The organism is Nocardioides sp. Z13_37 (assembly GCF_058355585.1).
Window position 1 is genome coordinate 538,323 of record NZ_JBZGDV010000001.1, and the last position, 18,162, is coordinate 556,484.

At 73.3% G+C, this 18,162-nt stretch carries 17 protein-coding genes; 5 read left to right on the forward strand and 12 right to left on the reverse strand.

The window, feature by feature from the left end; genetic code table 11:
* The 8 genes from AC4H2S_RS02590 to AC4H2S_RS02625 form a co-directional block, all read right to left on the reverse strand.
* Positions 1-1,791, reverse strand: coding sequence for a glycosyltransferase (locus tag AC4H2S_RS02590; protein ID WP_491495398.1), 1,791 nt, complete (start codon positions 1,789-1,791; stop codon positions 1-3).
* A complete protein-coding gene (locus tag AC4H2S_RS02595; protein WP_491495399.1) occupies positions 1,788-2,726 on the reverse strand; it encodes a hypothetical protein in 939 nt (312 codons plus the stop codon). Before AC4H2S_RS02595 ends, AC4H2S_RS02590 begins: the two co-directional genes overlap by 4 nt.
* On the reverse strand, positions 2,726-3,802 hold the full coding sequence (locus tag AC4H2S_RS02600; protein WP_491495400.1) for a sulfotransferase family protein: 1,077 nt from the start codon (positions 3,800-3,802) through the stop codon (positions 2,726-2,728). The genes AC4H2S_RS02595 and AC4H2S_RS02600 overlap by 1 nt, the downstream gene beginning before the upstream one ends.
* Before the next feature lie 33 nt (positions 3,803-3,835).
* On the reverse strand, positions 3,836-4,240 hold the full coding sequence (locus AC4H2S_RS02605) for a hypothetical protein (RefSeq protein WP_491495401.1): 405 nt from the start codon (positions 4,238-4,240) through the stop codon (positions 3,836-3,838).
* The gene (locus AC4H2S_RS02610) at positions 4,240-4,986 is read right to left on the reverse strand and encodes a hypothetical protein (protein ID WP_491495402.1); all 747 of its coding nucleotides are present in this window, start codon (positions 4,984-4,986) and stop codon (positions 4,240-4,242) included. The genes AC4H2S_RS02605 and AC4H2S_RS02610 overlap by 1 nt, the downstream gene beginning before the upstream one ends.
* Positions 4,983-5,975 (reverse strand): hypothetical protein, encoded by a 993-nt coding sequence (locus tag AC4H2S_RS02615; protein WP_491495403.1) that lies wholly within the window; start codon positions 5,973-5,975, stop codon positions 4,983-4,985. The genes AC4H2S_RS02610 and AC4H2S_RS02615 overlap by 4 nt, the downstream gene beginning before the upstream one ends.
* Positions 5,976-6,065: 90 nt before the next feature.
* Entirely contained in the window at positions 6,066-6,587 is a 522-nt protein-coding gene (locus tag AC4H2S_RS02620) for a hypothetical protein (RefSeq protein ID WP_491495404.1), read from the reverse strand.
* 25 nt (positions 6,588-6,612) lie between these two features.
* Complete coding sequence (locus AC4H2S_RS02625) at positions 6,613-7,962, reverse strand: GH1 family beta-glucosidase (RefSeq protein WP_491495405.1); 1,350 nt, start codon at positions 7,960-7,962, stop codon at positions 6,613-6,615.
* Between the two features lie 18 nt (positions 7,963-7,980).
* On the opposite strand from AC4H2S_RS02625, the gene AC4H2S_RS02630 reads away from it, so the two are divergent.
* Positions 7,981-8,688, forward strand: a complete 708-nt coding sequence (locus AC4H2S_RS02630) for a pirin family protein (RefSeq protein WP_491495406.1) — start codon at positions 7,981-7,983, stop codon at positions 8,686-8,688.
* Positions 8,689-8,821: 133 nt separating this feature from the next.
* On the opposite strand, the gene AC4H2S_RS02635 is transcribed toward AC4H2S_RS02630, so the two are convergent.
* Positions 8,822-10,405 carry an FAD-binding oxidoreductase gene (locus tag AC4H2S_RS02635; RefSeq protein WP_491495407.1) on the reverse strand — a complete coding sequence of 528 codons (1,584 nt, stop codon included), beginning with the start codon at positions 10,403-10,405 and terminating at the stop codon, positions 8,822-8,824.
* Between the two features lie 17 nt (positions 10,406-10,422).
* On the opposite strand from AC4H2S_RS02635, the gene AC4H2S_RS02640 reads away from it, so the two are divergent.
* Both AC4H2S_RS02640 and AC4H2S_RS02645 read left to right on the forward strand, forming a co-directional pair.
* A complete protein-coding gene (locus AC4H2S_RS02640) occupies positions 10,423-11,013 on the forward strand; it encodes a TetR/AcrR family transcriptional regulator (protein WP_491495408.1) in 591 nt (196 codons plus the stop codon).
* Positions 11,013-12,575 carry a glycerol-3-phosphate dehydrogenase/oxidase gene (locus AC4H2S_RS02645; protein WP_491495839.1) on the forward strand — a complete coding sequence of 521 codons (1,563 nt, stop codon included), beginning with the start codon at positions 11,013-11,015 and terminating at the stop codon, positions 12,573-12,575. Before AC4H2S_RS02640 ends, AC4H2S_RS02645 begins: the two co-directional genes overlap by 1 nt.
* 150 nt (positions 12,576-12,725) lie before the next feature.
* Here the strand turns inward: AC4H2S_RS02645 and glmS are convergent, their stop codons facing one another.
* Both glmS and AC4H2S_RS02655 read right to left on the reverse strand, forming a co-directional pair.
* Positions 12,726-14,549 carry a glutamine--fructose-6-phosphate transaminase (isomerizing) gene (glmS, locus tag AC4H2S_RS02650; RefSeq protein WP_491495409.1) on the reverse strand — a complete coding sequence of 608 codons (1,824 nt, stop codon included), beginning with the start codon at positions 14,547-14,549 and terminating at the stop codon, positions 12,726-12,728.
* A gap of 11 nt (positions 14,550-14,560) precedes the next feature.
* Positions 14,561-14,821, reverse strand: coding sequence for a hypothetical protein (locus AC4H2S_RS02655; RefSeq protein WP_491495410.1), 261 nt, complete (start codon positions 14,819-14,821; stop codon positions 14,561-14,563).
* A gap of 248 nt (positions 14,822-15,069) precedes the next feature.
* Between AC4H2S_RS02655 and AC4H2S_RS02660 the strand changes: the two genes are divergently transcribed.
* Together AC4H2S_RS02660 and AC4H2S_RS02665 are read left to right on the forward strand one after the other, a co-directional pair.
* Positions 15,070-15,195 carry a hypothetical protein gene (locus AC4H2S_RS02660; protein WP_491495411.1) on the forward strand — a complete coding sequence of 42 codons (126 nt, stop codon included), beginning with the start codon at positions 15,070-15,072 and terminating at the stop codon, positions 15,193-15,195.
* Positions 15,196-15,362: 167 nt separating this feature from the next.
* Positions 15,363-15,932, forward strand: coding sequence for a YceI family protein (locus AC4H2S_RS02665; protein ID WP_491495412.1), 570 nt, complete (start codon positions 15,363-15,365; stop codon positions 15,930-15,932).
* Between the two features lie 440 nt (positions 15,933-16,372).
* Here AC4H2S_RS02665 and AC4H2S_RS02670 read toward each other — a convergent pair whose 3' ends face one another.
* Entirely contained in the window at positions 16,373-18,100 is a 1,728-nt protein-coding gene (locus tag AC4H2S_RS02670) for a DEAD/DEAH box helicase (RefSeq protein ID WP_491495413.1), read from the reverse strand.
* Positions 18,101-18,162 lie beyond the last annotated feature (62 nt).

Sequence of the window (18,162 nt, forward strand, 5' to 3'; positions counted from 1 at the left end):
CTAGCTCCCCCCGTCGGGACGGTCGACCGGGTCGACCTCCAGCGCCGAGCTCGGCCGGAACCCGGGCCACTCGGTCGCCACGATGTCAGGTCGGCGGAACTCCTCGTCGTCGCGCTGCCAGGTGTGTCCCGCGCCGGTGCGGCGCAGGATGTAGCCGAGGCCGTGCGTGCGGTAGATCCGCCCGCCCGCCGCCTCGACGCCCGCGAGCAGCTGGGCGTCGACGTACCTGCGCACCCGGCGGAAGTCGCCGAGGGCGTGCAGCAGGCCGCGGTCGAGCAGCAGGGTGCCGCCCGCCACGAAGCGGGCGAAGATCTCCGAGGGGTGGTTGCGCCGCACGGTGAGGTCGCCGCGCTGGTCGGTCGCGTGGAGGTAGACGAACTCCGAGGGCATCCCGACCACGTCGGCGCCGGAGAAGCGTCGGGCCATGAGCAGGTCGTGCACGGCGTCGGGTGAGTACCAGTCGTCGTCGTCGACCTTGAGCAGCACCTCGCTCGACGCGGCCCGCGCCGCGGCGGTGAGGACGTCGCCGAAGAACTCCCCCTGGTCGAAGGTGAGCACCTGGTGCGGGCGGTCGCCCAGCACGCGACGCACGACCTCCCGGTCGGGCTCGAAGCCGTGGGCGGCCAGCACCAGCTCGACGTCGGCACCGCGCTGCCGGGCGACCTGGCGCAGGGCGAACTCGAGCATCTCGGGGCGCCGGGTCGCCAGCAGCGCGCTGACCGGCTGCAGCCCCACATGGCGTACGCCGGCGCGCGAGGCCAGCGCCGACCGCCAGGCCAGCGTGGAGTGGTGGTCGAAGGCGGCGCGGCGCACGGCGAGGCTGTGCTCCTCGCGCCGCAGCGCGTCGTCGAGGTCGACCTCCGCGTCGAGTGCCTCGGCCAGTGGCGGTGCCACGTCGACCACGCCCGAGGTCACCAGCGGCACCCCGGAGATCGCGAGCGCGAGCAGGTCGGCCGTGGGGGTGTCGGCGGGCAGGCGCACGCCCTGGAAGGCCCGGGCGGCCGCGACGACGCCCTCGGTGACCGGACCGCGGCTGATGCGGTCCAGGTCGACCACGGGGTGGTCCCAGTCCTTGCGGAATCCGATCGGGTTGAAGACCCGCTCGTCGACCGGCTCGGGGCCGGGGTCGGTGACGACCGTGGGGGCGCGGTCGATGACGTGGTGTGCGGCGACGCCCTGCTGGGAGGTGGTGCCGCGGCGGGCGACCACGACGTCGGGCGGCACGTCGCGCTCGGTGGCACCGGCGTCGGCCACGTCGGGGAGCAGCACCGCGCGGGCGTCGAGCCCGGGTGCCGCCGGCCGGCCGGCGTAGGACACGACGAGGCCGCCGTGGGTGGCGTCGCCCTGCCCCGCGGCCTGGCGGGCCATCTCCATCACGACGAGCTGGGCGCGGGCGCCGGCGGCGAACCGGACGACCGTCAGCACGCCGCGGTCGCCGGCCTCGCGGGCGGCCAGGTGCACCATCCGCGGCCACTCCGGGCGCGGCACCAGCACCCAGGGCGTGGGGGCGTCGGTGAGCCAGCAGGCGACGGCCTTGCACTGTCCGAGCGCCGGCACGGCACTGGCCATCCGGCGCAGCCGCGCCCGGTCGGCGGCGACGACGAGCACCGAGCCCCAGCCCTTGCGCGGCCCGGTGAGCGAGGACAGCGCGACGATCGTGGGCTCGATGCCGGGCAGGTCCTCGATGCCGCGCAGGGCGTCGAGCGCCAGGCTGTCGGAGTCGTCGACCACGACCAGCGTCGGGCCCGGGAGCCGGAGGTCGTGGAGCGGGTGCTGGGCAGGGAGGTTCACGGTCGCACGCGCTCCTTGAGCGAGGCGGGCAGCGAGTGCTGCACGAGCGGTCGGGGCTGGCGCCACAGCCAGTCGCGGCTGACGTGGTCGATGATGTGCACGCCCGGGGGCGCGGTCACCTTGACCAGCCCGCCGAGCGCCTCGGGGTCGCCGTGGCGGATCGCCTCGTCTACCTCGAACTCCCGCAGCTTGCGGTAGAGCCGGGTGTTGGTGAAGTCGACCCCGTCGCGGCGCCAGTGGGCGTACTCGTCGGCGTCGAGCCACCTGACCTCGACGACGAGGCCCTGCTGCAGCACGATCCGCTCGATGCCGGGCGGCTGCTCGCGCAGCTCCCAGTCGAAGGCCTTCACGAAGGTGGTGTCGGGGCCCATCGGGTAGACCCACGGCTCGAGGAAGCGCAGCGACAGGTCGAGCCAGCCGGTCGTCTCGTCGACGACGGTCAGCGGGTGGCGCGGGATCGCGACGATCGCGCGGGTCGCCTCGAGCTGCCACGCGAGGTCGCGCAGGATGCCGGACCCCTCGGGGGTGAGCACCATGTCGCCGTCCCACTTCATCGAGTAGGCCGTGCGGACGTGGGAGAAGCACCAGTTGTAGAAGTGGGTGAGCGAGTGGACGCTCGTGGCCGGGGTGGCGAGGTGCTCCCCGCCGGCGCGCGCCACGCGGTGGGGGTAGTCGAGCACGGTGAGCCGGTCGGACGCGCCGCACCGCTCGGCCACGTCGCGGGCGACGTCGGCGGTGCCGTCGTCGGAGGCGTTGTCGACCAGCAGGACGTGCTGCACGGCGTCGAAGACCGGCGGCAGCACCCACGGAAGGTTGCGCGCCTCGTTGCGGACCCGGAACACGCACGTCAGGCCCGGGGCCAGCGGCTCGCCGGACGTCCACGGCCACGTGACGTCGTACGCCGGGTCCCCCTCGAGGGAGGCGATGTCGGGCATCAGCGCGTCCCTGGCCCCTGCTCGCGCTCGCGGCCGATCGCCTTGCGCAGCCGCTGGCGCGCCGCGGGCGGCACCATCGCGCGCACGGCGTGGGGCACCCGGTCGGCGGCGCTGCGCGCGGGCTGCCCGCCGGCCTCGCGCCGCGCCTCCGCGGCGGCGGCCCGCCGCTGGGCGACGACCGTCGAGTGGGCGAACGCCTCGGCCTGGGCGTACTGCTCGGCGTAGGCCAGGCGGAGCTGGTCGCACCACTCCCGGTGTGCGGGAGTGTCGTCGGAGGCGATCGCGTCGAGCGCCTGCCACGTCTCGTCGGCCAGCTCGCGCAGCCGGTCGGGCACGGGGATGTCGTCCCACGTCATCGTCACCCGGCGCAGCGAGGGGTCGATGAAGCGGTGCACCTCGGCGATGTCGACGGCCATCGCGGTCTTGACCCCGGCGAGGTCGAAGGACTCGCCCAGCGCGAACACCGGCTGCGTCCAGTCGTCGAGCAGGTCGGCGTAGTGGACGAACGCGCGCTGCTGGCCGCGGGTGGCGCGCTCGGTGTGCAGCATCATGTTGACCCACGCAGCGGTGCGGGTGATCGCGCCCTGGTCGGCACCGGCTCCCCCGGTCCCCGCGCCGTAGTAGGTCTGCTTGGAGCCGACGACCTCGGTCACCGGCCGCAGCATGGTGACGTAGGACGACGTGGCGCCGCACCGGTCGGCGGCCGCGCGCCACAGGCCGAGGAACCAGGAAGCGCGGGGGTCCTTGATGACGAGCTCGTCGCCGACCGCCAGCTGCTCCTCCAGCCAGGCCGCGACCCGCGCCCGGGTGGCGTGGTCGCCGCTGGTGGTGCCGGTGTCGAGCCAGGCCCGCGGGCGGGCGTCGGAGACCTGCACGTTGCTGCGAGCGAGGAGCTCGGTGTGGAGGTCGACGACCCAGCGCGGCTCGCCGAAGCCCTTGGGGTTGGTCGCGTCGGCGACCACCTCGGGCTGCGGCACGTGCAGGCCGAGCGTGCGCAGCGTGCCGGCCATCGTGCTCGTGCCGCTGCGGCCCGAGCCGACGACGAACACGACGCGGCGGCGGGTGGGCTCGGTCATGCTGCGGAGCCTATCGGGGGCCTCCGGCACCGATCAGCGCTCGGGGGTGGCGCGCTCCTGCTGGGCCTTCGCAGCGGCGTCGGCCTCCTGGAACGCCTCGTCCTGCTCGAGCTCCTCGCGCAGTGCGGTCAGGCTCGCGCCGAGGTGCACCCGGGCGGCCTCGGCGGACGGGTCGTCGTCGGCGCCGGAGGCGATGTCGCGCCACGACGTCTCGCCCGCGTCGACCCGGCGCTGGAGGCGCTCCTGGTCGGGGCCGAGCTCGCCGCGGCGGGCCTGCGCCTGCAGGTCCTGGATGCGACGCGCCGACTCGGCGCGGAACTTGTCGCGCTCGGCGCCGAGGTGGGCGGCGAGCTGGCGCAGCGACGCGGTCGCCTCGCGCGCCTGCCGGCGGGAGTCCTGGAGGGCGGCCTGCAGGCCGGGGTCGTCGGAGAGGGCCATCAGAATCCTCGCGTCGCGGAGTCGTCGGTGCGGTTGCCGGCGGCGGCGTGCTGGGCGGTGTTGATGGAGGACAGTACGGCGTTGGCGCCGCCCAGGCCGGCGTTGACGTAGCGCAGCACCTTGAGCAGTGCCTGCGCCGCCTGGGTGAGCTTCTCGATCGCGCGCAGCCCGTCGTGGATGAGCTCGACGATGCGGCGCGCCTTGCCGGGCGCCGAGACGCCGGCCTTGAGCCAGCCGATCGGTCCGGCGAGGCCGGAGATGATGAGCTCCTGGATCACCCCGTCGATGAAGTCGATCGCGATGACCAGCACGTCGAGGGTGGCCTTGCCGACCTCGATGACGTGGCCGAGCTGCTCGGCGATGTAGCCCGAGGCCTCCTGCTGGTCGGCGTGCATCTCGCCCACGTCGGCCATCCGCGAGCGTGCCGAGCTGCCGGCCGGGCCCTGCCACACGGCGGGGAGCTGCTGGCCCAGGGAGCTGTAGTTCTGGCCGACCGCGCCGCAGGCGTTGCCGACGTTGCCCCAGGCGAGCTGCATCGACGACACGGCGTTGAAGTCGCCCGCGACGGGCTTGAACAGCGCCTCGAGCAGGCTCCAGCCGGTGATCTTGTCGACGATGCCGTCGATCGCCGGGATGATCAGGCCGCACTCGCCCTTCTTGTCCTCGATGTACTGCCCCTGGGTGCCCGGCGGGGTGCCGCCGGAGACCGCGGAGACGGGGTTGGCGTGCTCGGTGATCGTCGTCATCGGCCGGCCCACTCCTGTGCGCTCTCGTCCTCGTGCTGGGACTGGTAGTCGTCGTACCGGTCGAGGTCGTCGGCGTTGTCGCCGATCTCGCCTACGGTGTCGACGATGTCGTTGACGTTGTCGACGACCTTCTTGCCCTCGTCGTAGAGGTCCGTGTAGGTCGAGACCGTCTCCCCGACGTCGCGGCGCCGGTCGTGGTCGGCGGAGTCGCGCGAGCGGGAGTCGGCGTAGGCGTCGTTGGCGCGGTCGCGGGCGTCCTGGGGGCTGGCGCCCTCGGCGATCGCCCGGTCGTACTCGCGGTGGTAGGCGCCCTCGGCGGTGCGGTTGATCCGGTCGTGGTTGATCGTGTCGGCGCGGCCGTCGATGCCGTCGGTCTTGGCGTAGGCCAGCGCCTCGGCGTCGGAGTAGCCGAGCGAGCGGTAGTACTTGTACTCGTCGGTGCGACGCTCGAACGCGTCGGAGACGTGGTCGCCGGCTGCCTTCGTGGGATCCATCCACGGCGGCACGTCGCCCACGTCGTTGCCGGGCTTGACCTTGTCGCCCACCGCGGAGGCGCCGTCGGAGATGCCGGGGTGCTTGTCCTCGAGGTCGGGGATCTTGGTCCCGTCCTGCGGGGCGTCGGACAGCGGGCCGCCCGGGGTGTCGTTGCCGCTGCCCGCGGGGGAGTAGGGCGGGAAGCTCGACGGGTCTGGCGCGAGCGCGCGGAAGCGGTCGTAGGTCGCCTCGTCGGTCGCGAGGTAGTCGTCGCGCGAGTCGAGGAAGGCGTCGCGCACCTTGTCGGCGACGGCGCGCGAGTCGCGCAGCCCGTCGTGGGCCGTGGCCACCGCCGACTCGTAGCTGCCCTGGAAGAGGTTGAGCACGCCGGAGAAGGCGCCGAAGTTGCTGCACGAGGACGAGATGTAGTCGTCGATCGTGCCGATGTGGTCGCGCTGCTTGGACGCGAGTCGCGACGCCGCGGTCAGCGCGTCGGGGTCCACCTGGAAGCTCACGGTCGGGTCCTTCGTCGAGGGGCTCGGGTCGGGGTCGGTGACGGCACCCCTCCTACCCGGAGCGGTCGCCGTCAAACCCGCGCAGGCGCGTCAGGCAGGGGTTTCCTGCCGCTTCGCGCGGGACCGGACGCGGAACCAGCCGACGATCATCGCCAGCAGTGCGACGAGCCCGAGGGCCCACCCGAGCGTCGAGCCCCAGGCCCGCTCCGCCGTCGTACGCCACTCCCCGCCCTGCTGGTAGACGGTGATCTCGTCGCCCTTCTCGACGTCGCCGAGGCGGCGCAGCTCGTAGAGCGCGGAGGCCTGCTCGCCGTCGGGCAGCTCGAAGACGACCGAGGTGTATTCCGTGGACTTCGAGCCGGCGCGGCTCGGGCCGAGCTCCTCGAAGCCGAGGACCGTCGCCTGCTGCGTCTGCACGCCGGACGGCGGCTGGCGGCTGTCCCAGAAGTCGTAGAGCCGCCACCCGACCACGACCACCATCACCAGCAGCAGGACCAGCGCGACCCAGGTCATGCCGTGGTTGTCGCGCGCCGCTCCGCCGGAGAAGCCGCTGCCCTCCGCACCGGGGCGGTCGGGGACGGGACGCTCGGGGACGGGACGGTCGTCGGCCATGGCCCGCAGTGTGCCAAACCGCCGCTCAGAGGTGCTGGGGCTGGGCCCTGATCAGGTCGGCGTACCAGTGGAACGACTTCTTGCGCGTGCGCTCGAGGGTGTCGTAGTCGACGTGCACGAGGCCGAAGCGCTGGGTGTGGCCCTCGGCCCACTCGAAGTTGTCGAGCAGCGACCAGCAGTAGTAGCCGCGCACGTCGACGCCGCGCTGGACGGCCTCGGCGACGGCGTTGACGTGGGCGCGGTGGTAGTCGATGCGCGCCTGGTCGTCGACGACGCCGTCCTCGTCGGGGCCGACGCCGTAGGCGCAGCCGGACTCGGTGATGACGATCGGCGGGAGCGCCGCGCGGAACCGGGCGCGGAACATCACCAGCCACTCGCGCAGGGCGTCCGGGACGATCGGCCACCCGACGTCGGTCGTCGGGTAGCCGACGACCTCGCGGATCGCGAAGGGGACGTCGGAGTCGGCGTCGGCCGCCGCGACCTTGAGCGGCTGGTAGTAGTTGACGCCGTAGAAGTCGAGGGGCTGGCGGATGGTGGCGAGGTCGCCGTCGGCCATCACCCCCTCGAAGAGGGGCATCAGGTCGACGGGGTAGCGCCCGAGGAGCATCGGCTCGAGGTACGCGCCGTTCCACAGGGCGTCGAAGATCTTGCTCATCCCGACGTCGGCGTCGTCGTCGCTCGCGGGCCAGATGGGCGAGTGGTTGTTGGCGCAGCCGACCGACGTCGCGCCGGCCCGGCGCAGCTCGATGGCGGCGCGGCCGTGCGCGAGCAGGAGGTGGTGGGCGGCGGGCAGGCAGTCGAAGAGCAGCGTCTTGCCCGGCGCGTGCGTGCCGAGGCCGTAGCCGAGGATCGCGGCGACGTTGGGCTCGTTGACGGGGACCCAGTGCGCGACGCGGTCGGCGAACCGCTCGCCCACGATCGCGGCGTACTCGGCGAACCGCTCGACGGTGTCGCGGTTGAGCCAGCCGCCGTCGTCCTCGAGCGCCTGCGGCAGGTCCCAGTGGTAGAGCGTGACCATCGGCTCCTGGCCGTTGGCCAGCAGCGTGTCGATGAGCCGGTCGTAGAACGCCAGGCCCTTCTCGTTGGGCGCGCCGCGCCCGGTCGGCTGGATCCGCGGCCAGGCGATCGAGAAGCGGTAGCCGCGCGTGCCGAGCTCCTTCATCAGCGCGACGTCCTCGTCCACGCGGTGGTAGTGGTCGCAGGCGACCGCACCGCTGCTGTCGTCGGCGATCCGACCCGGCTCCGCGGCGAAGGTGTCCCAGATGCTCGGGCCCCGGCCGTCCTCGCCCACCGCCCCCTCGATCTGGTAGCTCGCCGTGCTGGTCCCGAAACGGAAACCGGGCGGGAGCAGGGGGAAGTCGTGCGGGGAAGCCACACCAGCGAAGATATCGCCATGGGCATGGCCGTGTACGCCGCTTCGCAGAGGTCGTCGGAGACCGACGCGGGCCGGGTCACGCGGCACTCGTTCTCGTTCGGGCCGCACTACGACCCGGCAAACCTGGGCTTCGGCCCGCTGGTGTGCCACAACGACGACCTGCTCGACCCCTCCGCCGACCAGACCGCGGGGGTCGCGGGCTACCCCGAGCACCCGCACACCGACCTGGAGATCGTCACCTGGGTGCTCGAGGGCGCGCTCGTGCACACCGACTCCTCCGGCGCCCGGCACGTCGTGGAGGCCGGGCGCGCCCAGGTGCTGTCCGCCGGCAGCGGGGTGCGCCACAGCGAGGTCGCCGACCCTCGCTCGGGGCGCTGCCGGTTCGTCCAGGCCTGGCTCACCCCGTCGACCCCCGGCACCGCGCCGTCGTACATCCTGGGCGAGGCGCCGCCGTCGTCGTCCGGGATGGTGGAGGTGGCCGGCGGCGACGGCCTGCCGGTCGGCACGACCGGCGCCCGGCTGCTCGTCGCGCGACTGGCGCCCGGCGAGTCGGTCTCCCTGCCCGACGACCCGCGCCAGCACGTCTTCGCCGCGACGGGTGCCGCGTCGCTCGACGGTCTCGATCTGCGCTCCGGTGACGCCGTACGCCTCACCGAGGAGCCCGGCCGCGTCCTGCGCGCGCGCGAGGCCACCGAGCTGCTGGTCTGGTCCTTCCCCGGTATCTAGGGACGATCTGGTCGGTCTTCGGCCCGCCGACCTACCAGTCCGTCCCTAGATACCCCGGGGGTCGGGGGTCGGGGGGCGGGGGGCGGGGGTCGGGGGGCGGGGTCGGGTGGCTACCCGGGGACGGGCGGGGTGGCTAGGGGATGAGGACGCCGGGGTTGAGGATCCCGCGGGGGTCGAGCTCGGCCTTGACCGCGCGGAGCACCCGCACCCCGACGTCGCCGATCTCCGCGGCTAGCCACGGCCGGTGGTCGGTGCCGATGGCGTGGTGGTGGGTGATCGTGGCGCCGGCGGCGACGATCGCGTCGCTGGCCGCGTCCTTGGCCGCCTGCCACTGCGCGAGCGGGTCGTCGCCCTGGCGCGCGGCGACGGTGAAGTAGAGCGAGCAGCCGGTCTCGTAGACGTGCGAGACGTGGCACAGCACGAGCGTGCCCTCCCCGAGCGAGGACGTCAGCGCCGCCGAGACGTCGGCGTGCAGGCGCTCCCGGCCGGACCAGAAGCAGGCCGTCTCGAGCGTCTCGACGAGGACGCCGTGGTCGAGCAGCGCGTCGCGGAGGTAGGGGCCGTCGAAGCGCCCGTGCGCCCACCGCTCCCCCGGCTCGGTGCCGAGCGGCGTCCCGCCGAGGTCGGTCAGCACATCGGCGACGGCCGCGCGCCTGGCCTCCACGAACGCCTCGGTGCCGTCGTAGCCGGTCACCATCAGGCAGCCGGGGTCGTCGGTGGCGCCGATGGCGGAGGGGTCGGCCAGGTTGATCGCCGTCTCGGCCTCGTCGGAGAGCCGCAGCACCGTCGGCAGCAGCCCGGACTGCGCCAGCACGCGCATCGCCTCGGAGCCGGCGCCGAACGACGGCCAGCGCCAGCCCTCGTACGCCGTCACCGCGGGCGCCCGCCGCACCCGGACGGTGACCGACGTGAGGACGCCGAAGGCCCCCTCCGACCCGAGCAGCAGCTGCCGCAGGTCGGGACCGGCGGCGCTGGCGGGCGCCGACCCGAGGTCGAGCGAGCCCGTGGGCGTGGCGGCCGTGAGGCCGACCACCATCGCGTCGAAGCGGCCGTAGCCCGCGCTCGACTGACCGCTGGAGCGGGTCGCCGCGAAGCCACCGATCGAGGCGTGGCGGAACGACTGGGGGTAGTGCCCGAGCGTCAGGCCGCGCTCGGCGAGGAGCGCCTCGGCCTCCGGTCCGCGCAGGCCGGGCTCGAGGGTCGCGGTCATGGAGACCTCGTCGACGGCGAGCAGGCGCCTCATCCGGCCCAGGTCGAGGCTGATCACGCCGGCGAAGCCGTCGCGGCGTGCGGCGAGGCCGCCGGTCACGCAGGTGCCACCGCCGAAGGGCACCACCGCGACGCGGTGCTCGTCGGCCCACAGCAGCACGGCCTCGACCTCGGCGTGCCCGTCCGGCCGCACGACCGCGTCCGGCGCGTCGGCGAGGTCGCCGGCCCGGGCACGGAGCAGGTCGGGCGTCGACTTGCCGCGCGTGCGCAGCGAGCGGGTGGCGTCGTCGACCAGCACGTGCTCGGCACCCACGAGGCCGCGCAGCCCGTCGAGCAGGGACTCCTCGAGCGCGCACACCGGGGGCCGCGCCCCGCTCACCGGAGGCCGGTCCTGCAGCCCGAAGGCCAGCTCGACCAGGCCGAGCGCCGAGTCCGGCAGGACGGTGGCGGACGCCGGGTCGCCCCAGCGCTGGGGGTGCATCTCGGGGACGGTCGACTCGGCAGGCATGCGTTACAGTGTGACAGATGTCGTCACGTCGTCACACCGCGGATCCCCGCCTCGACGGCTACCTCGACGCCGCGCGCGAGTGCATCCTCGACGTGGGCTGGCGGCGTACGACGCTCACCGAGGTGGCCCGGCGCGCCGAGGTCTCGCGCATGACGATCTACCGCGCCTGGCCCGACATGGGCTCGCTGCTCGGCGATCTGATGACCCGCGAATGGGTCGGCATCGCCGCGGCCATCGGCCGCGCGGCCACCGACACCACGACCCCCGCCGGCATCGCCGAGGCGGCGCTCGCGACCGTGCGGGCGCTGCGCGACAACGAGCTCTTCGTCAGGATCGTCGAGCTCGACCCCGACCTGATGCTGCCCTACCTCCTCCACCGGCGCGGCCGCTCGCAGGAGGCGCTGATCGAGATCCTCGCCGCCGAGATCGAGAGCGGCCAGGCCTCCGGAGCGATCCGTGACGGCGACGCCGTGCTGATGGCGCGGGCGCTGACGCTGGCCGGCCACGGCTTCGTCTTCTCGGCGCTCACCATGACCGACGACCGCGTCTCGCTGGGCGACCTCGACGCGGAGTACGTCCGCGCCGTCACCCGCGCACTGGAGCCGTGATGCGCCCCGCCCGGCGCATCGTGCCCGGCCTGGACGGCGTCCCCGGCGAGGTCGACGTCGTCGTCGTCGGGCTGGGCATCACCGGCGCGGGGGTCGCGCTCGACGCCGTCACCCGAGGGCTGTCGGTGCTCGCCGTCGACGCCCACGACATCGCCTTCGGCACGTCGCGGTGGTCGTCCAAGCTCGTCCACGGCGGCCTGCGCTACCTCGCCCAAGGCCAGCTCGCGATCGCGCGTGAGAGCGCGGTCGAGCGCGGCATCCTGATGCACAGCACGGCTCCCCACCTCGTGCGGGCGCTGCCGATGCTGACGCCGCTCGACGACGCGATGCCCCGCGGCCGTGCGGCTCTCACCTGGGGCGGCCTGCGGGCCGGCGACGCGCTCCGGCGCTCCGCCGGCACCACCACCCGCACCCTCCCCCGGCCGCGGCGGCTCAACGCCACCGAGGCACTCGCCCTCGCCCCCGCGCTGCGTCCCGACGGTCTCCGCGGGGGGCTGCTCGCCTGGGACGGACAGCTCGAGGACGACGCGCGGCTGGTGGTCACCGTCGCGCGCACGGCGGCGTCGTACGGCGCCCACGTGCGCACCCGCGCCCGCGTCACCTCCGCGACCGGCACCGCCGTGACGCTGCGCGACGAGCTGACCGGCACGACGTACGACGTCCGCGCCCGCGCCGTCGTCAACGCCACCGGCGTCTGGGCCGGCGACCTCGACGAGCGCGTGCGGCTGCGCCCGAGCCGCGGCACCCACCTCGTCCTGCGCGGGACGGCGCTGCCCCGCACGCGGGTGGCGGTGATGGTGCCGATCCCCGGCACCAGCGCGCGCTTCGCGATGGTGCTCCCGCAGCCCGACGGCACGATCTACGTCGGCCTCACCGACGAGCCCGCGTCCGGGCCGGTGCCCGACGTGCCCGTGCCGAGCGAGGGCGAGATCGAGTACCTGCTGGCGTTGGTGGCGTCCACCTTCGCCGTCCCCCCGACGCGGGCCGACGTCGTCGGCGCGTTCGCGGGCCTGCGACCGCTGCTCGAGGTCGCCGGCACCGATGCCACGGCCGACCTGTCGCGCCGCCACGCCATCCTCACCTCGCCGACCGGCGTGACGACGGTCGTGGGCGGCAAGCTCACCACCTACCGGCGGATGGCGCAGGACTCCCTCGACGCGCTCGTCGCCGCCGGTCGCCTCGACGCCGCCCCGTGCCGCACCGCGTCGCTCCCCCTGCTCGGCGCCGGGTCTCCCGAGGAGCTGCGCCGCGTCGACGCGCCCGCCCGCCTCGTACGCCGCTTCGGCACCGACGCCGCGCTCGTGCTCGCCACCGCCCGCGAGGTCACCGGCCTGGCCGAAGACGAGCTGCTCGCGCCGGCGTCGGAGGACGTCCCGGTGACGCTGGCCGAGCTGGTCTTCGGCGTCACCCACGAGGGCGCCCACGACGTCGACGACCTGCTCGACCGGCGTACCCGCGTGGGCCTCGTCGCCGAGGACCGGGCGGTCGCCGCGCCGCTGGCTCGCCGGGCGCTGCAGCTCGCCTCCTCGTACCCCGTCTCGGCCGGGCGCCCGCGGCCTTGATCCGGCGGGTGATCCTCCCGACAGCAAAATCCGCGGGCCACTTCGGGGGAACCTCGGACAGGACGTGGAGCGGGTGGGAAGGTTCTCCACGGCGCGCCCCTTGCCGACCCCATGCGGCAAGGGGCGCCCAGTCCATTTCTGGACGGTGGATCACTCCACGGTGACCGACTTGGCCAGGTTGCGCGGCTTGTCGATGTCGTGACCGAGGTGCTGGGCCGCGTGGTAGGCCAGCAGCTGCAGCGGGATCGTCAGCAGGATCGGGTCGAGCTCGGGCTCGTTGCGGGGCACGACGATCCGGCGCGCGCCGACCTCCCCGAGGTCGACGTCCTCGTGCGTGATGACGACCAGGGGCCCCTTGCGCGCCTCGATCTCGTGCAGCGCTCCCACGTTGCGCTCGCTGAGCTCGTCGTGGGGCACCAGTGCGACGGTCGGCACCTCGGGATCGATCAGGGCGAGCGGGCCGTGCTTGAGCTCGGAGGTCTGGTAGGCCTCGGCGTGCCGGTAGCTGATCTCCTTGAACTTCTGGGCGCCCTCACGCGCCACCGGGAAGCCGCGTACGCGGCCGATGAAGAACAGGCTGCGCGCCTCGGCGAGGTCGCGGGCGACCTCGACCAGGTCGGCCTCGCCGGCGAGGATCTCCTCGATCTGCCCGGGCAGTCGCTCGAGCCCCGCGACCAGGCGCTTGCCGTCCGCGATCGACAGGTCGCGCACGCGGCCGAGCTGGAGGGCGAGCAGCGCGAAGCCCAGGAACATGTTGGTCAGCGCCTTGGTGCTGGCGACGGCCACCTCCGGGCCGGCGTGCAGGTAGATCCCACCGTCGCACTCACGCGCGATGGCCGACCCCACGACGTTGACCAGGCCGACGCAGCGCCCGCCCTTGCGGCGCACCTCCTGCACCGCCAGCAGCGTGTCGATGGTCTCGCCCGACTGGCTGACCGCGACGTAGAGCGTGTCGGGCTCGATGACCGGGTCGCGGTAGCGGAACTCGCTGGCCGCCTCGGCGTCGGCCGGGATCCTGGCCAGCTCCTCGATCAGCGCGGCGCCCATCTGGCCGACGTAGTAGGCCGAGCCGCACCCGAGGATCTTCACCCGACGCACCGCCCGCAGCTCGCGCGCGTCCATGTCGAGCCCGCCGAGGTGGGCGGTGCCGAAGCGCTCGTCGAGCCGGCCCCGCAGCACCGCCTGGGCGGTGGTGGGCTGCTCGAGGATCTCCTTGCGCATGTACGACTCGTGCTCGCCCGCGTCGTACGACGCCGCGTCGACGTCGAGGACCGCCGCGGTCTTGCCGGTGGCGACGAGGTCCCGGTGGCGCATCGTGCTGAACCCGGCAGCCGTGACGGTCGCCATCTCGCCGTCGTCGAGCACGGCGACGGTCGTGGTGTGGCGCACGATCGCGGCAAGGTCGGAGGCGACGTACATCTCCTTGTCGCCGACGCCGACCACGAGCGGGCTGCCGTTGCGTGCCACGACGATGCGGTCGGGGAAGTCGGCGTGTAGCACGGCGAGCCCGTACGTCCCGACGACGGCGCCGAGGGCGTCGCGGACCTTGCCCTCGAGCGTGTCGGCGTCGCTGCGCGCGACGAGGTGGGCGAGCACCTCGGTGTCGGTGTCGCTGGCCAGCGTGACGCCTTCGTCGGTCAGCTCGGCGCGCAGCGCGGCGGAGTTGTCGATGATGCCGTTGTGCACGACCGCCACCCGGCCGGCCTCGTCGGCGTGCGGGTGCGCGTTGGCGTCGGTCGCGGGGCCGTGGGTCGCCCACCGGGTGTGACCGATGCCGGTGGTGCCGGCGAAGCGCTTCGGCAGCGCGTCGGCGAGGTCGCGCACCCGCCCCGCCCGCTTGGCCACCCGGACGCCCCGGGCGCCCAGCACCGCGACCCCCGCGGAGTCGTAGCCGCGGTGCTCGAGCCGGGTGAGGCCCTCCAGGACGATCGGGGCCGCCTCCTGACGGCCGATGTAGCCGACGATTCCGCACATGTCGTTGCGTCCTATCCGTAGATGATGCGTCGCAGCTGGCGCTCGGTGAGCTCCGGTGCCGCCACGACGCGATGGGTGAGCTCCTCGGCGATGCGCGCGAAGATCTCCGGGTTCTTGGCGCCGTACGTCTTGAGGCGCGCGTGGCGCGCCCTGACGTAGTCCTCCACCGGCTGGGCGTGGAAGGCGATCACATCGTCGATCACGCGCGCCGCCTCGCCCGGCGTCAGCGACGTGGTGGCGACGACGTGGGCGACGAGATCGGGGTCCGGCACCCGGGGATCATGACCGCTTGGCTGACCATACGGCCACTTCCTGCCCGAAATCGGGCAGGACCGCGACACTCGCTCCGCCTCCGAGTGCCCGTGTGCGGATCAGTCCACCGCGTCGGTGGAGCGCGGCGCCGGGTTGCGACGCGCTCTGCGGGCCGGAGTGGGGCGCGTGCGGCATGACGACAGCTTGACCCGCCCTCAGGTGGGGACCTGCTAGATTGGGTGAACAGCAGGTGAACGAGAGGTGTCCCATGAGCAAGCAGACGATGACCGACAGCCTGGTCTGCACCTGGATCCCGGTGACCGACGCGTCTGGTCGCACCCGCATGGAGGCGCACTGGTCGACCTCCTCGGTGGTCTCCGCCCAGGTCGCCTGACTCCGGTCCACCCGCCAGCCGCGCCCCCGCCGGGGCGCGGCTCGCGTCATGTCCGGACGCCGATCGCGGTGTCCGTCGCGGAAACCTGCCGGGGTCGGGAATGAACCTGCGGCGCGCGTCGTTAGGTTGGTTGAAAGTTCTACCAACCACCTCGACGAGGAGCCTTCATGACCACCGGATTCGACGCCCCCACCACCGCCATCGACAACATCTCGGGCGACTACACGATCGACGTGACCCACAGCCGCCTCGGCTTCGTGGCGCGTCACGCCATGGTGACCAAGGTCCGCGGCCAGTTCAGCTCGTTCGACGGCACCGCCCACATCGACGAGGCCGACCCGTCCGCCTCCAAGGTCGACATCTCCATCGACGTCGCCTCCATCGAGAGCGGCACCGCGGACCGCGACGGCCACCTCCGCTCCGGCGACTTCTTCGACGCCGAGACCTACCCCAAGCTCACCTTCACCTCCACCGACGTCACGCGCGACGGCACCACGTGGACCATCACCGGCGACCTGACCATCAAGGACGTCACCAAGCCGGTCACGATCGACTTCGAGCAGACCGGTTCGGCCCGCGACCCCTTCGGCAACGTCCGCGTGGGCTTCGAGGGGGAGACCACCGTCAACCGCAAGGAGTGGGGCCTCACCTGGAACGCCGGCCTCGAGACCGGCGGCGTCCTCGTCTCCGACAAGATCAAGCTCGAGTTCGACGTCTCGGCGATCCGCAACGCCTGAGCCTCGAGTGGGCGCGTCCTGACGCGCTGAGCCCCTCGAGTCGGCGCATCCTGACCGCCCTCAGCCCGTCGAGTGGGCGCGTCCTGACGCCCTCAGCCCGTCCGAGTGGGCGCGTCCTGACGCGCTGAGCCCCTCGAGTCGGCGCGTCTTGACGCGCTGAGCCCCTCGAGTCGGCGCTTCCTCACCAGTTCACGGTGCGGAGGCGCCGACTCAGTGCGTTCAGGCCCGTCAGAACGCGCCGATTCAATGCGTTCAGGCAGTCACGACGGGCCGACTCGACGCGCTCACCCGGTCAGGACGCGCCGACTCGACGCGGTTGTGCGGTCAGGACGCGCCCACTCGACGTACGTACGCCGTCAGAACGCGCCGACTCGACGGGACTGCGCTGTCACGACGCGCCCACTCGACGGGATTGTGCGGTCAGGACGCGCCCACTCGGCTCAGCGGGGGTTCTTGCCCTGGTAGCCGCCGCCCTTGCGGTGGCCGCCGCCCGCACGGCCGCGGAAGGGGCCGTTGTCGGGCTTGATCTCGATCAGCTTGCCGGAGATCCGGGTGCTGGCCAGGCGCTCGAGGGTGCCGGGCGGGAGGTCGGCGGGGAGCTCGACGACCGAGAACTCGGGCTTGATCGAGATGTAGCCGAAGTCGCCGCGCGACAGGCCGCCCTCGTTGGCCAGGGCGCCGACGATCTGGCGCGGCTCGACCTTGTGCCGCTTGCCGACCTCGATGCGGTAGGCCGCCATCGGCTGGCCGCTGCGCGACTCGCGCGGGCTGCGGTCGGCCTTGCCGGCGTGGCTCGAGCGCTCCTCGAACGAGCGGGTGCGCGGCTCGGGCTCGGGCTCGAGGAGCAGCGGCTGCTGGCCGTGCATGACCGCCGCGAGGGCTGCGGCCACGTCGACCTCCGCGACGCCGTACTCGCTGACGTAGTGCGAGACCACGTCGCGGAAGAAGTCGATGCGCTCCGGCTGGGTCAGCGCCTCGGTGATCTGGTCGTCGAAGCGGGAGAGCCTCGTGGCGTTGACGTCGTCGACGCTCGGCAGCTGCATCTGCGTCAGCGGCTGCTTGGTGGCCTTCTCGATCGCGCGGAGCAGGTGCCGCTCGCGCGGGGTGACGAACGCGATCGAGTCGCCGCTGCGACCGGCGCGGCCGGTGCGGCCGACGCGGTGGACGTAGGACTCGGTGTCGGTCGGGATGTCGTAGTTGACGACGTGGCTGATCCGCTCGACGTCGAGGCCGCGCGCCGCGACGTCGGTGGCGACGAGGATGTCGAGCTTGCCGGCCTTGAGCTGGTTGACCGTGCGCTCGCGCTGCACCTGCGCGACGTCGCCGTTGATCGCCATCGCGGAGTAGCCGCGGGCGCGCAGCTTCTCGGCGAGCGTCTCGGTCTCGTTCTTGGTGCGGACGAAGACGATCATCGCCTCGAAGTTCTCCACCTCGAGGATGCGCGTGAGCGCGTCGACCTTCTGGGGGTAGGAGACGATCAGGTAGCGCTGGGTGATGTTGGAGGCCGTCGACGTCTTGCCCTTGACCGAGATCTCGACGGGGTCGTTGAGGTACTTCTCCGCGATGCGGCGGATCGCCTTGGGCATCGTGGCGGAGAAGAGGGCGACGTCCTTGTCGGCCGGGGTGTCGGCCAGGATCGTCTCGACGTCCTCGGCGAAGCCCATGTTGAGCATCTCGTCGGCCTCGTCGAGGACGAGGAAGCGCAGCGCGCTGAGGTCGAGCGTGCCCTTCTCGAGGTGGTCCATGACCCGGCCCGGGGTGCCGACGACGACGTGGACGCCGCGACGCAGGGCCGAGAGCTGCACGCCGTAGCCCTGGCCACCGTAGATCGGCAGCACACTGATGCCCTTGATGTGGGCGGCGTAGCGCTCGAAGGCCTCCGAGACCTGCAGCGCGAGCTCGCGGGTGGGCGCCAGCACGAGGGCCTGCGGGGTCTTCTGCGAGCGGTCGAGCCGGGAGAGGATCGGCAGCGCGAAGGCGGCCGTCTTGCCGGTGCCGGTCTGCGCGAGCCCGACGACGTCGCGGCCCTCGAGCAGCGGCGGGATGGTCCGCGCCTGGATCGGCGAGGGGGACTCGTAGCCCACGTCCGCGAGGGCCTTGAGCACCTCAGCGGAGAGGCCGAGGTCGGAGAAGGTCTGCTCGGGCGCTGCGGGCTGCTCGTCGTTCACGCTCACCACGGTAGGGCCTCAGGCGGCAAAGTGGGATTCCACGCAGGCCCGCGCGGACAACG

Excerpts from the sequence above, each read along its gene's own strand:
- AC4H2S_RS02595 (WP_491495399.1), bottom strand. The coding sequence starts at position 2,726 with ATGCCCGACATCGCCTCCCTCGAGGGGGACCCGGCGTACGACGTCACG.
- AC4H2S_RS02600 (WP_491495400.1), bottom strand. The coding sequence starts at position 3,802 with ATGACCGAGCCCACCCGCCGCCGCGTCGTGTTCGTCGTCGGCTCGGGC.
- AC4H2S_RS02605 (WP_491495401.1), bottom strand. The coding sequence starts at position 4,240 with ATGGCCCTCTCCGACGACCCCGGCCTGCAGGCCGCCCTCCAGGACTCC.
- AC4H2S_RS02610 (WP_491495402.1), bottom strand. The coding sequence starts at position 4,986 with ATGACGACGATCACCGAGCACGCCAACCCCGTCTCCGCGGTCTCCGGC.
- AC4H2S_RS02620 (WP_491495404.1), bottom strand. The coding sequence starts at position 6,587 with ATGGCCGACGACCGTCCCGTCCCCGAGCGTCCCGTCCCCGACCGCCCC.
- AC4H2S_RS02630 (WP_491495406.1), top strand. The coding sequence starts at position 7,981 with ATGGGCATGGCCGTGTACGCCGCTTCGCAGAGGTCGTCGGAGACCGAC.
- AC4H2S_RS02635 (WP_491495407.1), bottom strand. The coding sequence starts at position 10,405 with ATGCCTGCCGAGTCGACCGTCCCCGAGATGCACCCCCAGCGCTGGGGC.
- AC4H2S_RS02640 (WP_491495408.1), top strand. The coding sequence starts at position 10,423 with ATGTCGTCACGTCGTCACACCGCGGATCCCCGCCTCGACGGCTACCTC.
- AC4H2S_RS02645 (WP_491495839.1), top strand. The coding sequence starts at position 11,013 with ATGCGCCCCGCCCGGCGCATCGTGCCCGGCCTGGACGGCGTCCCCGGC.
- glmS (WP_491495409.1), bottom strand. The coding sequence starts at position 14,549 with ATGTGCGGAATCGTCGGCTACATCGGCCGTCAGGAGGCGGCCCCGATC.
- AC4H2S_RS02660 (WP_491495411.1), top strand. The coding sequence starts at position 15,070 with ATGAGCAAGCAGACGATGACCGACAGCCTGGTCTGCACCTGGATCCCG.
- AC4H2S_RS02665 (WP_491495412.1), top strand. The coding sequence starts at position 15,363 with ATGACCACCGGATTCGACGCCCCCACCACCGCCATCGACAACATCTCG.